The organism is Achromobacter ruhlandii, assembly GCF_002082135.1.
GTDB lineage: Bacteria > Pseudomonadota > Gammaproteobacteria > Burkholderiales > Burkholderiaceae_B > Achromobacter > Achromobacter ruhlandii.
In genome coordinates this window covers 5248218-5264004 of sequence record NZ_CP017433.1, presented here as the reverse complement: position 1 = coordinate 5264004, position 15787 = coordinate 5248218, and the positions used below count along the sequence as shown (strand labels likewise).

Annotated in this window: 16 protein-coding genes and 1 tRNA gene; 9 read left to right on the top strand and 8 right to left on the bottom strand. The window is 68.6% G+C overall.

Annotated elements, in window-relative coordinates; translation table 11 throughout:
- Window positions 1–18 precede the first annotated feature (18 nt).
- On the top strand, window positions 19–627 hold the full coding sequence (locus AruCF_RS23850) for a LysE family translocator (protein WP_049076677.1): 609 nt from the start codon (window positions 19–21) through the stop codon (window positions 625–627).
- A gap of 216 nt (window positions 628–843) precedes the next feature.
- Here AruCF_RS23850 and AruCF_RS23845 read toward each other — a convergent pair.
- Window positions 844–919: transfer RNA gene (locus AruCF_RS23845), tRNA-Phe, on the bottom strand.
- Window positions 920–1246: 327 nt separating this feature from the next.
- Between AruCF_RS23845 and hemA the strand changes: the two genes are divergently transcribed.
- The 5 genes from hemA (at window position 1247) to AruCF_RS23820 (ending at window position 5588) form a co-directional block, all read left to right on the top strand.
- Entirely contained in the window at window positions 1247–2521 is a 1275-nt protein-coding gene (hemA, locus tag AruCF_RS23840) for a glutamyl-tRNA reductase (protein ID WP_006391699.1), read from the top strand.
- An 82-nt stretch (window positions 2522–2603) separates the two neighbouring features.
- Window positions 2604–3686: a peptide chain release factor 1 gene (gene prfA / locus AruCF_RS23835; RefSeq protein WP_049076675.1), complete on the top strand. Its 1083-nt coding sequence runs from the start codon at window positions 2604–2606 to the stop codon at window positions 3684–3686.
- A 40-nt stretch (window positions 3687–3726) separates the two neighbouring features.
- Window positions 3727–4554, top strand: a complete 828-nt coding sequence (gene prmC / locus AruCF_RS23830) for a peptide chain release factor N(5)-glutamine methyltransferase (RefSeq protein WP_049076673.1) — start codon at window positions 3727–3729, stop codon at window positions 4552–4554.
- Window positions 4555–4693: 139 nt separating this feature from the next.
- Window positions 4694–5020: a Grx4 family monothiol glutaredoxin gene (grxD, locus tag AruCF_RS23825; RefSeq protein WP_020926055.1), complete on the top strand. Its 327-nt coding sequence runs from the start codon at window positions 4694–4696 to the stop codon at window positions 5018–5020.
- Window positions 5021–5024: 4 nt separating this feature from the next.
- Entirely contained in the window at window positions 5025–5588 is a 564-nt protein-coding gene (locus AruCF_RS23820) for a UbiX family flavin prenyltransferase (protein WP_020926056.1), read from the top strand.
- A gap of 105 nt (window positions 5589–5693) precedes the next feature.
- Here the strand turns inward: AruCF_RS23820 and AruCF_RS23815 are convergent, their stop codons facing one another.
- Window positions 5694–6767 carry a DUF6817 domain-containing protein gene (locus tag AruCF_RS23815; RefSeq protein WP_049076671.1) on the bottom strand — a complete coding sequence of 358 codons (1074 nt, stop codon included), beginning with the start codon at window positions 6765–6767 and terminating at the stop codon, window positions 5694–5696.
- Between the two features lie 181 nt (window positions 6768–6948).
- Here AruCF_RS23815 and AruCF_RS23810 point away from each other — a divergent pair, with 181 nt between their 5' ends.
- Together AruCF_RS23810 and AruCF_RS23805 are read left to right on the top strand one after the other, a co-directional pair.
- Window positions 6949–7746, top strand: a complete 798-nt coding sequence (locus AruCF_RS23810; protein ID WP_049076669.1) for a MetQ/NlpA family ABC transporter substrate-binding protein — start codon at window positions 6949–6951, stop codon at window positions 7744–7746.
- 3 nt (window positions 7747–7749) lie between these two features.
- Entirely contained in the window at window positions 7750–8289 is a 540-nt protein-coding gene (locus tag AruCF_RS23805) for a 1,2-dihydroxy-3-keto-5-methylthiopentene dioxygenase (RefSeq protein WP_049076666.1), read from the top strand.
- A 109-nt stretch (window positions 8290–8398) separates the two neighbouring features.
- Here the strand turns inward: AruCF_RS23805 and AruCF_RS23800 are convergent, their stop codons facing one another.
- From AruCF_RS23800 to AruCF_RS23785, 4 genes are read right to left on the bottom strand one after another with little or no spacing between them, the layout of a single operon-like run.
- On the bottom strand, window positions 8399–9214 hold the full coding sequence (locus tag AruCF_RS23800; RefSeq protein WP_049076664.1) for an SDR family NAD(P)-dependent oxidoreductase: 816 nt from the start codon (window positions 9212–9214) through the stop codon (window positions 8399–8401).
- Window positions 9211–9999, bottom strand: coding sequence for a citryl-CoA lyase (locus AruCF_RS23795; RefSeq protein WP_049076662.1), 789 nt, complete (start codon window positions 9997–9999; stop codon window positions 9211–9213). Before AruCF_RS23795 ends, AruCF_RS23800 begins: the two co-directional genes overlap by 4 nt.
- Window positions 9996–11501 (bottom strand): class I adenylate-forming enzyme family protein, encoded by a 1506-nt coding sequence (locus tag AruCF_RS23790; RefSeq protein ID WP_049076660.1) that lies wholly within the window; start codon window positions 11499–11501, stop codon window positions 9996–9998. The genes AruCF_RS23795 and AruCF_RS23790 overlap by 4 nt, the downstream gene beginning before the upstream one ends.
- Window positions 11502–11512: 11 nt before the next feature.
- Complete coding sequence (locus tag AruCF_RS23785) at window positions 11513–12502, bottom strand: Bug family tripartite tricarboxylate transporter substrate binding protein (RefSeq protein WP_049076658.1); 990 nt, start codon at window positions 12500–12502, stop codon at window positions 11513–11515.
- 102 nt (window positions 12503–12604) lie between these two features.
- On the opposite strand from AruCF_RS23785, the gene AruCF_RS23780 reads away from it, so the two are divergent.
- The gene (locus AruCF_RS23780; protein ID WP_024070597.1) at window positions 12605–13408 is read left to right on the top strand and encodes an IclR family transcriptional regulator; all 804 of its coding nucleotides are present in this window, start codon (window positions 12605–12607) and stop codon (window positions 13406–13408) included.
- Window positions 13409–13458: 50 nt separating this feature from the next.
- On the opposite strand, the gene AruCF_RS23775 is transcribed toward AruCF_RS23780, so the two are convergent.
- Together AruCF_RS23775 and AruCF_RS23770 are read right to left on the bottom strand one after the other, a co-directional pair.
- Window positions 13459–14004 carry a DUF934 domain-containing protein gene (locus AruCF_RS23775; RefSeq protein WP_049076651.1) on the bottom strand — a complete coding sequence of 182 codons (546 nt, stop codon included), beginning with the start codon at window positions 14002–14004 and terminating at the stop codon, window positions 13459–13461.
- A complete protein-coding gene (locus AruCF_RS23770; protein WP_049076649.1) occupies window positions 13997–15733 on the bottom strand; it encodes a nitrite/sulfite reductase in 1737 nt (578 codons plus the stop codon). The genes AruCF_RS23775 and AruCF_RS23770 overlap by 8 nt, the downstream gene beginning before the upstream one ends.
- Between the last annotated feature and the right edge of the window lie 54 nt (window positions 15734–15787).

Here is a 15787-nt window from a genome sequence, read left to right as displayed (position 1 = left end):
TTCCCATGTCTCACCGCCATGGCATTGCATAGCTGGCTCATCTACCTGGTTGCCGTGATCGGCCTGTCGATCACTCCCGGCCCCAACACCTTGCTGGCGCTGACCCACGGCGCGCTGCACGGGCATCGCAAGGCGCTGTGCACCATCGCTGGCGGCGCGGTCGGCTTCATTGCGCTGATCGCCTTGTCGATGCTGGGCATCAGTGCATTGCTCAAGGCCTGGGGGCCGGCGCTGACGGTGCTGAAGTGGGCCGGCGGCGCCTATCTGGTCTGGCTCGGCATCCAGCTGTGGCGCTCGCCCGGCGTGCAACTGCGTCCGGCGCCCGACATGCCGCGGCTGCGCGGCACGCGCATGTTCAGCCAGGGTTTTCTGTCGGCGATCGCCAATCCCAAGGCGCTGCTGTTCTACGGCGCGTTCCTGCCGCAATTCATCGATCCGGGGCGCAGCCTGTTGACGCAATTCGTGATCATGGCCGCGACCTTCGTGGCCATCGAGTTCGTGGTGGAGTACGTGTTGGCGCGCCTGGCGCACCGCGTGCGGCCGTGGCTGGAGCGCGCGGGGCGGCGCTTCAACAAGGTGTGCGGGGGATTGTTCGCGGCGATGGGGGCGGCGTTGCCGGGGTCTTGATCATCGTGCATTGCCGGGCGCCGGCCGGCGCTGCGATGGCGGGCTCGCACCACAACCCTGCGCCGCGGGCCTGCGCCACCAACCGGCACCACCACCGGCACCACCAACCCGCGCATTACAGACCCGCGCATTACAGACCCGCGCATTACAGACCTGCATCACAAACCGGCCCCACAATGCAAAAGCCCGACTCCAAGGAGCCGGGCTTTTTAATTCTGGTGGCCTGGGGCGGAATCGAACCACCGACACGCGGATTTTCAATCCGCTGCTCTACCAACTGAGCTACCAGGCCAACGAAGTCCGCAACTATACACAATTTTTTGGACTTGTGCCAGTCGCCTCGAAAAAAGTTTGAAGAATTTCCGGGGCGCCTTCCAATGTGGAAAGGGGCAAGGGGCGCATACTACCGCAAACGGCCATTGCATGGGGGCGATGCAAGGTCACGTGGCGGGGCGACACGGGTCGCGAGGGGTGCGACGCAGGGTCGCGGTCGGGACGCCAAATGGCGTGGGGATAACCCGCGGGAGTATAATCATGGCCGGTCCGCTGTTACATGCACGCTGCACCGCATGGGCTTTGCGGGGACCACAGCTCTAATACTCACGGCCTTGTCCTTTACATGTCGGTAGCTGTCCTAGCCTTCGGTCTGAATCACACGTCCGCGCCGGTGTCGGTTCGCGAACGCGTGTCCATGCCCGTCGATCTGGTCAAGCCGGCGCTGGAAGGCCTGCGCTCGGCGTTCGGCGGGTCGGTGCGCGAAGCCGCCATCCTGTCGACCTGCAACCGCACCGAAATCTATTGCGCCGCCGACGGCCACGTGGCCGACCAGCTGCCCGCGTGGCTGGCCGAGCACAACCGGCTGGACGCCGGCACGCTGCGCCCGCATCTGTACCGTCACCAGCAGGACGACGCCGTGCGCCACGCCTTCCGCGTGGCCAGCGGGCTCGATTCCATGGTGCTGGGCGAAACCCAGATCGTCGGCCAGATGAAGGACGCCGTGCGCGCGGCTGGCGAAGCCGGTTCGCTCGGCACGCTGCTGCACCAGATGTTCCAGCGCACCTTCTCGGTGGCCAAGGAAGTCCGCTCGCAGACCGCCATCGGCGCGCAGTCGGTGTCCATGGCCGCCGCCGCGGTGCGCCTGGCCGAACGCGTGTTCGGCAACCTGGACCAGGCCCGCACGCTGTTCATCGGCGCGGGCGAAATGATCGAGCTGTGCGCCACCCACTTCGCCGCGCAGCGTCCGCGCAGCATGGTGGTGGCCAATCGCACGGCCGAGCGCGCCGAGCTGCTGGCTAACCGGTTCTCGGCCAGCACCATGAAGCTGTCGGACCTGACCGACCGCCTGTCCGAATTCGACGTGGTCGTCTCCTGTACGGCCAGCTCCCTGCCCATCCTCGGTTTGGGGATGGTGGAACGGGCCACGCGTCTGCGCCGCCACCGCCCCATGGTGATGATCGACCTGGCCGTGCCGCGCGACATCGAACCCGAGGTCGGCCGCCTGGACGACGTCTACCTGTATTCCGTCGATGACCTGGGCCGCCTGGTCCAGACCGGCACCGACGCCCGCCGCGCCGCCGTGGTGCAGGCCGAGGCCATCATCGAAACCCGCGTCCAGGGCTTCATGCACTGGATGCAATCGCGCGAAGTGGTGCCCGTCATCCGCGACCTGCACCAGGCCGCCGAAGATGTCAGCGCCGCCGAACTCGAACGCGCCCGCCGCCTGCTGGCGCGCGGCGAATCGCCGGAAGCCGTGCTGGAGCAGCTGGCCCACGGCCTGACCCAGAAATACCTGCATGGCCCGCTGGCGGCGTTGAACCGCAGCGAAGGCGAGGACCGCAAGCAGCTGCTTGCCTGGATGCCGCGCCTGTTCCCCGGCCGCGACTCGCGCCGTTAGCGGCGCTGCCTCCGCCCCGCCTTGCGGCGGGCGCTCGTTGCGGGCGCCCGCCATTTCCGTTTTCCCTTGCTGAATTCCCATCATGAAATCTTCCATGCGCAGCCGGCTGGAGCATCTGTGTCACCGCCTGATCGAGGTGGACGCGCTGCTGGCCGAACCGGAGACCGCGGCCGACATGGACCGCTTCCGCAAGCTTTCGCGCGAGCGCGCCGAGCTGGAGCCGGTGGTCGAGGCGTTCACCGCCTTCGTGCGCGGCGAGGAAGACCTGGCGACCGCGCAGGAGATGCTGTCCGATCCCGAGCTGAAGGCGATGGCCGAGGACGAGATCAAGAGCGGCCGCGTCAAGCTGGAATCGCTGGAAGCGGCGCTGCAATTGCTGCTGCTGCCGCGCGACCCCAATGACGGCCGCAGCGTGTTCCTGGAAATCCGCGCCGGCACCGGCGGCGACGAAAGCGCGCTGTTCTCGGGCGACCTGCTGCGCATGTACACGCGCTACGCCGAACAGCGCGGCTGGCGCGTCGAGTTGATGTCGGAAAGCCCGTCGGAGTTAGGCGGCTACAAGGAAGTGATCGCGCGCATCGAAGGCGACGGCGCCTATGGCCGCCTGAAATTCGAATCGGGCGCGCACCGCGTGCAGCGCGTGCCCGCCACCGAGGCGCAGGGCCGCATCCACACCTCGGCCTGCACGGTGGCCATCATGGCCGAAGCCGACGAGATGTCGGAGATCGTCATCAACCCGAGCGACCTGCGCATCGACACCTTCCGCGCCAGCGGCGCCGGCGGCCAGCACATCAACAAGACCGATTCGGCCGTGCGCATCACGCACTTGCCGACCGGGCTGGTGGTGGAATGCCAGGACGACCGTTCGCAGCACCGCAACAAGGACAAGGCCATGCAGGTGCTGGCCGCGCGCCTGAAGGACAAGGAAACGCGCGAGCGCCAGAGCAAGGAAGCGGCCGAGCGCAAGAGCCTGATCGGCTCCGGCGACCGTTCCGAGCGTATCCGCACCTACAACTTCCCGCAGGGCCGCGTCACTGACCATCGCATCAACCTGACGCTGTACAAGCTGCAGCAGATCATGGAAGGCGATCTGGAGGAGCTGACCGGCGCCCTGATCGCCGAGCACCAGGCCGAGCAGCTGGCGGCGCTGGGCGACGATATCTGAGCGGCTGGCGGGCCCCTTCGGCGATCACCCTTCGACCACCATGACGACCCAGCTCAAGAGCCTGTTGCTGGACACGCGCCTGCCCCGGCTCGAGGTGCGCATGCTGCTCGAGCACGTGCTGGCCAAGCCGCGCGCCTGGCTGCTGGCGCATGACACCGATCCGCTGACGCCGGAAACGGCCGCGGCCTACGAGGCGCTGGCGCAGCGCCGCCTGGCCGGCGAGCCGATGGCCTATCTGCTGGGCCAGCGCGAGTTCATGGGGCACATGTTCCGCGTCACGCCGGACGTGCTGATCCCGCGCCCGGACACCGAGGTGCTGGTGGAAACCGCGCTGGAATGCGTGGCCGGACAGTCCGCGCCCGCCGTGCTGGACCTGGGCACGGGCAGCGGCGCCATCGCCATCTCGATCGCCCTGGCGCGTCGTGATGCCCGCGTGATGGCCAGCGACGTCAGCGCCGCCGCGCTGGCCGTGGCCGCGGGCAATGCCTGGGAGCTGACGGCCTCGGTGCGCTTCGTCGAGGGCAGCTGGTACGACGCGGTGCCGGCAGGCGAGGGCTTCGACCTGATCGTGTCCAACCCGCCCTATGTCGCCAGCGACGATCCGCACCTGGGGCAGGGCGACGTGCGCTTCGAGCCGCGTGGCGCGTTGACCGACGGCGCCGATGGCCTGGAAGACCTGCGCCGCATCGTGGCCGGCGCCCATCGCCACCTGAAGGCGGGGGGCGCGCTGTGGATGGAGCACGGTTGGGACCAGGCCGAGGCCGTGCGCGGCCTGCTGGCCGCCGCGGGCTTCACGGACGTGCACAGCCGGCGCGACCTGGCCGCTATCGAGCGCATTTCCGGCGGACGCTGGCCGGGGCGCGGTTGACGCCGGGCCGGCGATTTGTAACCGGCTGCCGCGCCGCAAGCGGCCGATTCCCGGGGCCGGCCCCGGGGTATCCGGGACGAAATCCCGCCTGTACCTATAATTGGCGTATTCCGTTATGCCTCCTGTCCAAGAGACCACCATGAGCGACGTTCAAGAATTCATCCGCGAAACCGTGACCCAGCACCCCGTCGTGCTGTTCATGAAGGGCACCGCCCAATTCCCGCAATGCGGCTTTTCCGGCAAGGCCATCCAGATCCTCAAGAGCTGTGGCGTCAAGAAGCTGGTCACCGTGAATGTGCTGGAGGACGACGAAGTCCGCCAGGGCATCAAGGAATTCTCGAACTGGCCCACCATTCCGCAGCTGTACGTGGCCGGCGAATTCATCGGCGGTTCGGACATCATGAATGAGATGAACGAGTCGGGCGAGCTCAAGACCCTGCTGGAGCAATCCGGCGCCACGGCCTGATTCCATGCGGCGACTGGTCGTCGGCATCACGGGGGCCACCGGCTCCCTGTACGCGGTGCGCATGCTGCAGGCGCTGCGCGGCGTGGACGACGTCGAGACGCACCTCGTGGTGTCGGCCTCGGGCGTGCTGAACATCAAGCACGAACTCGATGTCAGCCGCCATGATGTCTACGCGCTGGCCGACCACGTGCACAGCGTGCGCGATGTGGGCGCCACGCTGGCCAGCGGCGCGTTCCAGACGGCCGGCATGGTCATCGTGCCGTGCTCGATGCGCACGCTGGCGGCCGTGGCCCATGGCCTCTCCGATAACCTCATCACGCGCGCGGCCGACGTTACGCTCAAGGAGCGCCGCCGCCTGGTGATGATGGTGCGCGAAACGCCATTCAACCTGGCGCACCTGCGCAACATGACCGCCGTCACCGAGATGGGCGGCATCGTGTTTCCGCCGCTGCCGGCGTTCTATCACCGGCCGGCCAGCATCGAGGAGATGGTGGACCACACCGTGGCCCGGGTGCTGGAGCTGTTCGACATCCATGTGCCCGGTCCGCACTGGGAAGGCATGAAATAGGCGCCGTCGCGGCCCACGGGCCGTGAAGGTCAAACGCCCCGGGGATTTCCCGGGGCGTTTTCGTTTTTGCCTTGCGCGTGGTTGCCGTGGTTCAGCGCGCCGCGATCACGCCACCAGCCCCAGGCCGTTCAGGGCCGCCAGGTTCTCCGGCCAGCGGCGCGCGCGGGCGTTCTGCAGTTCGATGCGGGCCCAGGCCATCCAGCCGGCCCACTCGATGCGCTTGTCCCACGCGGTGCCCCAGGCCTGCAAGGCAGCCAGGCCGGCGGCCGCGTGGCCTTCGGCGGCCTCGAAGTCGCCCGCCGTCAGCGCCAGTTGCGCCAGCAGCAGGCGCGGCTCGGCGACCCACGGGTTGTGCGCCACCGCGGCTTCCAGCATGTGGCGCGCCGTGTCCATTTTGGTCTGCGGATGCATGCGGGTGACGACCTGCCAGTACAGCGCGCTGGCGGCGGCCTCGTCGCGCGGGCTGAGCGTGGCGCGGCAATGGTCGAAGGCCGGCGGCAGCGGGATGCCGGTATCGGCCGGCAGCGCCGACAGCGGCGCCAGCAGGTGCGACAGCATCGACAGGATGTTCGACGGCGGCTTCAGCGGGCCAGGCCACAGCGAGGCGGCCCAGTGTGATTTGAGGTCGCGGCGCTGCTGCTGCGGATAGCCGGCGAAGATCTCGTCCTGCCAGCTGTGCCACTGTTCGCCGATGTCGGCGGCCGACACCACGATGAAGGCGGCGACCTGGCGCGGCGTGAAGGTGAAGACCTGGCCGTCGGCCCCGTCCAGCGTCAGACCTTCGGGCCCCTGGCCCTGGCCTTGCAGGATGGCCTGCACGAAGCGGGTGCGCGGCATGGCGCAGAACAGGCTGACCCATTCCTCGGCTTCGGCGCCCAGCACTTCGCGCAGCGTGCTGCGCTCGCGCTCGCGGTCGAACAGCGTGAGGTCGACGTATTCGTTGCCATACACGCTGTGGAACAGGCCCAGCAGCCGCACTTCGCGCGGCTGGTTCCACAGCGCCAGGGTGCGGTAGACGCCCAGCAGGTGGTGCTTGAAGGTGCCGGCCTTGTGCCAGTCTTCGCCGGCGCTGCGGGCAAACAGCAGGTCGAGCAGGACGGGCAGGTCGGCATCGACGGCGGCATAGTGGTCGGCCAGCAGGGCGCGCGCGTGCGGATGCAGTTCGTTGGGGGTGGACATGACAATGACGGCAAGGGGTTGGGAATCCAGCCGCTATTGTGTCGTGCGCAAGCGTGCTTGTCATGGCGTGGCGCTTATATGGAAATACGCATATCAATATGAAAATTCATCGCTTCCGGTTTTGAAGGACGCTCACTAGAATCCGGGGCTTCCCTTTCCTTGTTCGATTGCCGAGATTCCCATGCGTCTACGCCACACCCTGGCCGCCCTTGCCTCCCTGATCGGATTCGCCGCCGCCGCGCCGGCCATGGCGCAGGACGCCGAACTGAAAGTCGGCGTGACCGTCGGCCCGCACGCCCAGATCGGCGAAGTGGTGCAGCAGGTCGCGGCCAGGCAGGGCCTGAAGGTCAAGCTGGTCGAGTTCAGCGACTTCATCCAGCCCAATGCCGCGCTGGACGCCAAGGAACTGGACCTGAACATCTACCAGCACAAGCCCTTCCTGGAATCGCAGAACAAGGCGCGCGGCTACAAGCTGGTGCCGGTGGCCACGGCCGTGGTGCAGCAGATGGGCATCTATTCCAAGCGCGTGAAGTCGCTGGACGACCTGCAGCCGGGCGCCAAGGTGGCGATCCCCAACGACCCGACCAATGGCGCCCGCGCGCTGTTGGTGCTGCAGGCCGCCAAGCTCATCAAGCTCAAGGACGGCGTGACCGTGACGGCCTCGCTGTTCGACGTGGTCGACAACCCCAAGAAGCTCAAGTTCGTCGAGATCGAGGCCGCGCAGCTGCCGCACTCGCTGGCTGACGTCGACGCCGCCGCGGTGAATTCGGCCTACGCCATCCCGGCCGGCCTGTCGCCCGCCAAGGACGCGCTGGCGCTGGAAAGCAAGGATGCGCCGTTCGCCGCCGTGGTCATCGCCGCGCGCGAGGACAACAAGAACGATCCGCGCATCGCGCGCTTCATCAAGGCCTACCAGTCCGACGAGGTGAAGGCCTTCGTGGCGCAGAAGTTCCCTGGCGCGTATTCCACCTCCTGGTAAGCGATGTCGACGCTGACGATCTATCCGCAGGACGATCCCGCTGCCGGCCGGCGCATCGATGAGGTCGGCGAGATCCGGCGCGAGCTGGCCGCCATCGGGGTGACCTTCGAGCGCTGGCAGGCACAGGCGCCGCTGACGCCCGGCGCGCCGCAGGCCGAAGTGCTGGCGGCGTATCGGCCCGAGATCGAACGGCTGGTGGCCGAGCGCGGCTATCGCAGCGTCGACGTGGTCAGCCTGGACCCGGCGCATCCCGAGCGCGAGGCCTTGCGCCGCAAGTTCCTGGCCGAGCACACGCACGCCGATGACGAGGTGCGCTTCTTCGTCGCCGGCAGCGGCCTGTTCACGCTGCATGCCGCCGGCCGCGTCTACGCGGTGCTGTGCGAGCAGGATGACCTGATCTCGGTGCCGGCCGGCCTGCCGCACTGGTTCGACATGGGCTCGGCGCCCGCGTTCACCTGCATCCGGCTGTTCAATGATCCGGCGGGCTGGGTGGCGCAGTTCACGGGCGACGAGATCGCCACGCGTTTTCCGGTGCTGCCCTGACAGCGAGGGCGCGGCGCGCCGTGACGACGCGGCCTGATCGTGTCCTTCGCCTCAAGCGGTCCGGCTACGCGCCCGGACCGCGCCGCCGCGTTCTTCCTTGCGATTCGCTCTAAGCGTATTTGCCCGTCAGGCCCCCATCCACCAGCAGTTCCGTGCCGGTGATGTACGACGCTTCATCCGACGCCAGGAACGCCACCGCGTTCGCCACTTCCCACGGCGTGCCCATGCGGCCCATCGGCACCTGCCGGTCGCGCGCCTTGCGCGCCGCCTCCAGGTCGTCCTTGGCGAACATGCCGGCCACGTTCTTCGCGACGCGCGGCGTATCGATCAGGCCCGGGATCACCGTGTTGACGCGGATGCCGTCGGCCGCGTATTGCTGCGCCGCCATGCGGGCGAAGTGGATCACCGCGGCCTTGCTGACGCTGTAGGCCAGGTGGGGATACCCGGTGTAGCGGATGCCGGCGATCGACGACACGGTGACGATGGCGCCGCCGCCCTGCGCGCGCATCACGGGCGCCAGCAGGCGCGTGGCGATCAGCAGGCTGGTGACGTTGACGCGCTGGATGCGGTCCCAGTCGGCCAGGTCGATGTCTTCCGGGCCGCCGACCTTGCCGATGCCGGCATTGGCCTGCAGCACGTCGATGCGGCCGTAGTGGCCGAGCGCCGCGTCCACGGCGGCCCGCATGGCGTCCGCGTCGGCCACGTCGGCCTGCAGGGGCAGCGCCTGGCCGCCGGCGCGTTCGACTTCATGCGCCGCGTCCTCGGCCGCCGCCCGGTCGGCGTCCAGCGCGATGATGGCCGCGCCCTGGCGCGCCAGGGTCACGCAGCTGGCCTTGCCGATGCTCCAGCCGGCGGCTGATGAACCGGCGCCGGCCACCAGCGCGACCTTGCCCGCCAGCCGCGCGCCGGGCGCGGACGGGATCACGACGGTTCTCCGTCGCGTTGGTGCGACTTGCCCTTGCCGACGTAGGGAATGGCGTGGTCGATGGTTTCCCAGATAAAGCGGCCGCTTGGGCTCTGCTGCTCCTCGGCCACGTGCGACACCAGGCCGGCGGCGCGCGAGATGACCGCAAAGCCGCGCATCAGCGCGGTGGGCACGCCGATCTCGCTGAGCAGCGCGGCGACCGCGCCAGTGGCGTTGATGGTGATGTGCTTGCCGTAGGTCTCGTCGATCGCCGCCGCCAGCAGGCGCAGCGCCTTGAGCGAATCGCCGGGCAGGTCCGGCTCGGCCTCGGCCAGCGCCAGCAGCTTGATCGAACGCGGGTCGTCGGGCTTGTGCAGGTGATGGCCGAAGCCCGGCAGCGCCTGGCGGCTGTCGCGGAATTCCTGCGCGATCGCCAGCGCCTCGGCGCGGCCGTCGGCGGCCTGGCGGATGCGGTCCAGCAGGCGCGAGCAGTTCTCCATGGTGCCGACGAACTGGCTGCCGACCGCCATCAGGCCGGACGCCACCGCGCCCTGCAGGTTTTCGGGCGCGCTCATGTAGATCAGGCGGGTGGCGATGGCGCTGGGCGTGAGGCCATGCTCCATCAGGGTCACCAGCACCGCGTCGACGATGCGCATGTCCACCGGCCGCGCCTCGCGGCCCAGGATCTGCATGATCATGACTTCGGTGAAGGTCTTCTTGCCGATCAGGTCTTCCACCAGGTCGACGTCGCGGTACGACATGCCGGTGAGGTGATGGGCGCAGAGGCGGGTTTCGGGCGTGGTCATGGGGATTCCTTGAGGGCCGCGTCGCGCACGGCGTTCTTGAGCACCTTGCCGACGGGCGAGCGCGGCAGGCTGGCGTGGAGGTGGATCTGCTTGGGCGTGGCGACCGGGCCGAGCAGGGCGCGCACGTGGGCCTTGAGCGCATCGGCGTCGGCCGCGACGCCGGGATGCAGTTGCACCGCGGCGTGCACGGCCTCGCCCCATTTGTCGTCGGGCAGGCCGAACACCGAGCATTCGTAGACGGCCGGATGCGACGACAGCGCGTTCTCGACATCCACGGGATACACATTGAAGCCGCCGGTGATGATGACGTCGCGCAGGCGGTCCTTCAGGAACAGGTAGCCGCGTTCATCGATCAGGCCGGTGTCGCCCGTGTGCAGCCAGCCGTCGACGATGGTCTCGGCGGTCTTCTCGGGCAGGCGCCAGTAGCCCGACATCACCAGGTCGCCGCGCACCACCACTTCGCCGATGGCGCCGCGCGGCAGCAGCGCGCCAGCCGGGTCCATGATGGCGACGTCCGACAGCCAGGTGACGCGGCCGACCGAGGCGCGGTTGTCGGGCGATTCCAGGTCGGCGGGACGCAGCACCGTGACGATCTGCGGCGCCTCGGTCTGGCCGTAGGTGGTGCCCAGCACCGGGCCGAAGAAGGCGCGGGCGCGTTCGATTTTTTCGGGCGGCATGGGCGCGCCGCCATAGATCAGGTTGCGCAGCTTGGGGAAATCGGCGCGCGACACACCCGGCTGCGCCATGATCATGTAGATCAGCGTCGGCGGCATGAAGCTGAGGGTGCCGCCGCGTTCGCGGAAGGCGGCGGTGATCGAGGCCGGCGTGGCGCTGTCGAGCAGCACGTGCGCGCCGCCGCGCGCCAGCACGGGCAGCAGGTAGGTGCCCGTGCCGTGCGTCACCGGCGCGGCGACCACGTAGCGGTCCTCGTGCGTCAGGCCCCAGCTGTGGATCTGGTTGATGATGGCGGCGTTCCAGGCGTGATAGGGCTGCATCACGCCCTTGGGCAGGCCGGTGGTGCCGCCGGTGAACTTGATCGCCTGGGTGGCTTCGCGCGGCAGCGCGTGGCGCAGCGGTTCGCGGCCGGCGCCGCGTTGCAGCAGGGTCTCGAAGGCCAGGCCGGCGATGTCCGGCGCCAGGCTGACGCGATGCGGCGCGCCCGCCGCCACCAGCGCGTCGCCGGCGTCGTCCACCATGACGATGGACGGCTCGGTGGCATCCAGGATGCGCCCGATCTCGCGCGCCGTGCTGCGGGTATTCAACGGCACCCAGATCTTGCCGCTGGCCAGCACTGCCAGCAGCGCCAGGATATGACGGCTGGTGTTGCCCGCGCACAGGGCGACGCGGGTCTGTGGCGCCGGGTCCAGGTCCTGCAACGCGGCGGCCAGCGCGCGCACGTCCATGGCCAGCCGCGCATACGTCACCTGGCCCTCGGGCGCGTCCAGCGCCACGCGGTCCGGATACTGCTCGGCGGCGCGAAAAAAGAAATCTATCGGGTACACCCTGGTGCTCCTCAGTTGGCTTTGATGTCGGCGCGCTTGACCACTTCGCCCCATTTGTCGATTTCGCTGGCGATCTTCTTGCCGAAGGTCTGCGGCGTGTTGGGCGGTTGCGGCGGGTAGAAGCCCGATTGCTGGAACGAGGCCAGCAGCGCGGGGTTGGCCAGGGCCTTGTTCATGGCCTGGTTCAGGCGCGCGATGATCGGTTGCGGCGTGCCGGCCGGCGCCATCAGGCCGAACCAGGATTCGACGTCGAAGCCGGGCAGGCCGGACTCGGCCAGCGTCGGCACGTCGGGCACGGCCGGAAGCCGCTGCGGCGAGGTGACGCCGATGGCGCGCAGCTTGCCGGCCTGCACGTGCGGTAATGACGAGGGCAGGTTGTCGAACATGGAATCGACCTGGCCGCCCAGCAGGTCGGCCACCGCCGGACCACTGCCGCGATAGGGCACGTGCAGGATGTCGGTGCCGGTCTGCATTTTGAACAGTTCGCAGGACAGGTGGATGGACGAGCCGCTGCCCGACGAGGCGCAGGTCAGCTTGCCGGGGTGCGCCTTGGCGTAGGCCAGGTATTCCGGCACCGTCTTGACCGGCAGCTTGGGGTTGACCACCAGGATGTTGGGGATGGTCGCCAGCAGGCCGATCGGCTCGAAGTCCTTGACGAAGTCGTAGTTGAGCTTGCTGTAGAGCGTGCGGTTGATGGTGTTGGCGATCGACCCTACGTAGAGCGTATAGCCGTCGGGCGCGGCGCGCGCGACGATTTCGGCGCCGATGTTGCTGTTGGCGCCGGTCTTGTTCTCCACCACGATGGTCTGGCCGAGTTCCTCGTTCAGGGCCTTGGCGACCAGGCGCGCCACGATGTCGGTGGCGCCGCCCGCGGCGTAACCGACCACCAGGGTCACCGGGCGTTCGGGATAGGGTTTGGCAGCCTGGCTCGGCGCGCTGAATGCAATGGCGCCCGCCAGGGCCGCGACGCTGGCGGCCAGCCGCCTGCTGAATGTCTGCATGGTTGTCTCCGTCCTGTTTGTCTAATATCTGGACAGATCTTTGCCTGCCCGACTTCATATTGGGCTTTGATAGGCGCCTCATCAACGCAAGGTGTCCAGAAAATGAACAAACCGGAAAGCGACGACGGCGGGCCGCGGGTGTTGCGGCGCGGGTTGCGGGTGCTGGGCGTGCTGCGCCAGGCGGGCGCGGCCGGCATGCACGTGACCGACATCGCGCGCGCCGCCGGCATGCAGCGCTCCACCGTGTACCGCTACCTGGACGTGCTGGCGCAGGAGGGCTACGCGCTGCGCGAGCCGGATGCGCCGCACTGGCGCATGGCGGAGCTGGGCGTGATGATGGCCGGCGATCCGCACGCCGAAGCGGTGCGCGGCCTGCGGCCGGTGCTGCGGCAGATCAGCGACGTCAGCGGCGATTCGGCATTCCTGATCTGCCGCGCCGGCGGCGATTCGCTATGCCTGCATCGCGAGGTCGGCAACTACCCGGTGCAGGTGCTGGCGGTGACCATCGGCCATCGCCAGCCGCTGGGGGTGGGCGCGGCCGGCCTGGCGCTGCTGGGCGCTTTGCCGCCGGCCGAGGCCGACGAGGTGATCGCACAGAACGAGCAGGCCTTGCGCGCCTATGGCGGCATGACGGTGGCGCAGATGCGGCGGTTGGCCGAGAACACGCGCGACCGGGGTTGGGCGGTGGTGGGCAACGCGGCGGTGCCGGGCGTGCTGGGGGTAGGGGTGGCGTTGTGCGACGCGGGCGGCTATCCGCGGCTGGCGGTCAGCGTCTCGAGCCTGATAGACCGCATGCAGGCGCCGCGCCAGCGCGCCATTGCCGAGTTGATCCGCACGCAGTTGGGGCAGGACGAGGTCAGGCGCCAGCGCTGGAGCTTGCCCGGCGTGGTCGACGAGGCGGATTGAACGATAAGGGTTCGGTCCGGCCTCGATGGCATCGAGGCCGGCTGCGCTTGTCAGGCCTGCGCCGGCGCGGGCGCGCGGTAGGTCTTCTGGTAGTGCACCGTGAAGGTCTTGAACGCTTCCAGCGCCTTGCGCGGGTCGTGGCCCGGCTTGACCAGGAAGCTGTCGAAGCCGACGCGCGCCTGGTAGTGGATGGTGTCGATCATCACGTCGCCGACCGCGCGCAGTTCGCCCGTCCAGTGATAACGGGTGCGCAGCAGTTGCGCCAGCGAATAGCCGCGACCGTCGGTGTAGACGGGGAAGTCCACCGCGATGAAGGCGATGCCCGCCGGATCGAGCGTGCCATCGGCTTCCAGCAGGTCGCGCAGGTCGGCGTCCGGTTGCAGCAGGACCGCGACCGGATGGCGATGGCGCCGCAGCGTGGCGTGCGAGGCCTTCCAGGTGGCCAGCGGCACGATCCAGCCGGGCTCGTCGGTCGGCACCTGGCCGTCGGCCGCGACCTCGGGGTCAGGCACGAAGGGGCGGGCGCTGTCGGCTTCCAGTCGGCCGTTGCGGATCAGGTGCGGGCCGGGCGCGTCGTGGGCGTAGGGCTCAGACATGGGCGGCCTCCTGGGCGGGCTTGGCAAAGGCGGGGTCGGAATACACGTCTTGCTTGAAGGGATCGATGCCGACGCGGTCCACCACGTCGATGAAGCGTTCTTCCTCGCTGTCGCGCAAGCCCAGGTAGGTGCGGATCAGGCGGTCGACCACGCCCGGCACCTGGTCGCGGGCGAACGAGGGGCCGATGATGCGGCCGATGGCGGCGCCGCCGCCCTTTGTGGATTCGATGTCGGGCAGGGGCTTGGCGGCGCCGTTCTGGCGGCCGCCGATGGTGACCTGGTACCACTCTTCGCCGGCCTTATCGACCCCCAGGATGCCGATGTGGCCGACGTGGTGGTGGCCGCAGGAGTTGATGCAGCCGGAGATGTTCAGGTCCAGCTCGCCGATCTCGAACAGGTAGTCGAGGTTGTCGAACTGGCGCTGGATGGCCTCGGCCACGGGGATCGACACGGCATTGGCGAGCGCGCAGAAATCCCCGCCCGGACAGGCGATGATGTTGGTCAGCAGGCCGACGTTGGGCGTGGCCAGGTTCAGCGCTTCGAGCTTGCCCCACAGCTCGTGCAGGCGGGCGCGGCGCACGTCGGCCAGGATCAGGTTCTGCTCGTGCGACACGCGCAGTTCGCCGAAGCCGTATTCATCGGCCAGCGCGGCCACCGCGTCCATCTGGTCCGCGGTGATGTCGCCCGGCGGCACGCCGGTGGCCTTGAGCGAGACGGTGACGGCGGCGTAGCCCGGCGTCTTGTGCGCATGCACGTTGGTGCGGAGCCAGCGGGCGAAGCGCTTGTCGGCGGCGGCCAGCGCCGCCGTGTTGTCGGTGTCGTTGGCCGCGGCCGGATCGTATTGCGGCCAGATGAAGCGCGCGGCGATGGTGTCGACGAATTCCTGCGTGATGGTGTCGGGGCCGCCCTTGATCAGCTGCCACTGTTCGTCCACCTGCTGCGCATAGACTTCCGGCGTCAGGTCCTTCACCAGGATCTTGATGCGCGCCTTGTACTTGTTGTCGCGGCGGCCATGCAGGTTGTAGACCCGCAGCGCGGCCTGCAGATAGGTCAGCAGGTCCTGCCATTCGACGAACGGGTTGATCAGCTTGCCGACGATGGGCGTGCGGCCCATGCCGCCGCCGACCCAGACGCGGAAACCCAGCTTGCCGTCGCGCTCGACCGCCTGCAGGCCGATGTCGTGCACGCCGACCGCCGCGCGGTCCTGCACGGCGCCGCTGACCGCGATCTTGAACTTGCGCGGCAGGAACGCGAATTCGGGGTGCAGCGTGGACCACTGGCGGATGATCTCGCACCACACCAGCGGGTCGATCAGCTCGTCCGGCGCGACGCCGGCGAAGTGGTCGGTGGTGGTGTTGCGGATACAGTTGCCGCTGGTCTGGATGGCATGCATCTGCACCGTGGCCAGTTCGGCCAGGATGTCCGGCACGTCTTCCAGCTTGGGCCAGTTGAACTGGATGTTCTGGCGCGTGCTGAAGTGGCCGTAGCCGCGGTCCCACTTGCGCGCGATGTGCGCCAGGGTGCGCAGCTGGCGCGAGGCCAGGATGCCATAGGGAATGGCCACCCGCAGCATCGGCGCGTGGCGCTGGATATACAGGCCGTTCTGCAGGCGCAGGACGCGGAATTCATCTTCGGTGAGCTGGCCATCGAGGAAGCGGCGCGTCTGGTCGGCGAACTGCGCCACGCGCTGCTCGACGAGCTGCTGGTCGACGGGGTCATACACGTACATGTCTACTGCCCTTGAAGTCTTCTCGGTCTGGTCCCCGCAAGCGTGGCCCGCCGT

What these genes read in the sequence shown, in the direction of transcription:
- AruCF_RS23850 (WP_049076677.1), top strand. Translation starts at nt 19, where the DNA reads ATGGCATTGCATAGCTGGCTCATCTACCTGGTTGCCGTGATCGGCCTG.
- hemA (WP_006391699.1), top strand. Translation starts at nt 1,247, where the DNA reads ATGTCGGTAGCTGTCCTAGCCTTCGGTCTGAATCACACGTCCGCGCCG.
- prfA (WP_049076675.1), top strand. Translation starts at nt 2,604, where the DNA reads ATGAAATCTTCCATGCGCAGCCGGCTGGAGCATCTGTGTCACCGCCTG.
- prmC (WP_049076673.1), top strand. Translation starts at nt 3,727, where the DNA reads ATGACGACCCAGCTCAAGAGCCTGTTGCTGGACACGCGCCTGCCCCGG.
- grxD (WP_020926055.1), top strand. Translation starts at nt 4,694, where the DNA reads ATGAGCGACGTTCAAGAATTCATCCGCGAAACCGTGACCCAGCACCCC.
- AruCF_RS23820 (WP_020926056.1), top strand. Translation starts at nt 5,025, where the DNA reads ATGCGGCGACTGGTCGTCGGCATCACGGGGGCCACCGGCTCCCTGTAC.
- AruCF_RS23815 (WP_049076671.1), bottom strand. Translation starts at nt 6,767, where the DNA reads ATGTCCACCCCCAACGAACTGCATCCGCACGCGCGCGCCCTGCTGGCC.
- AruCF_RS23810 (WP_049076669.1), top strand. Translation starts at nt 6,949, where the DNA reads ATGCGTCTACGCCACACCCTGGCCGCCCTTGCCTCCCTGATCGGATTC.
- AruCF_RS23805 (WP_049076666.1), top strand. Translation starts at nt 7,750, where the DNA reads ATGTCGACGCTGACGATCTATCCGCAGGACGATCCCGCTGCCGGCCGG.
- AruCF_RS23795 (WP_049076662.1), bottom strand. Translation starts at nt 9,999, where the DNA reads ATGACCACGCCCGAAACCCGCCTCTGCGCCCATCACCTCACCGGCATG.
- AruCF_RS23785 (WP_049076658.1), bottom strand. Translation starts at nt 12,502, where the DNA reads ATGCAGACATTCAGCAGGCGGCTGGCCGCCAGCGTCGCGGCCCTGGCG.
- AruCF_RS23780 (WP_024070597.1), top strand. Translation starts at nt 12,605, where the DNA reads ATGAACAAACCGGAAAGCGACGACGGCGGGCCGCGGGTGTTGCGGCGC.
- AruCF_RS23775 (WP_049076651.1), bottom strand. Translation starts at nt 14,004, where the DNA reads ATGTCTGAGCCCTACGCCCACGACGCGCCCGGCCCGCACCTGATCCGC.
- AruCF_RS23770 (WP_049076649.1), bottom strand. Translation starts at nt 15,733, where the DNA reads ATGTACGTGTATGACCCCGTCGACCAGCAGCTCGTCGAGCAGCGCGTG.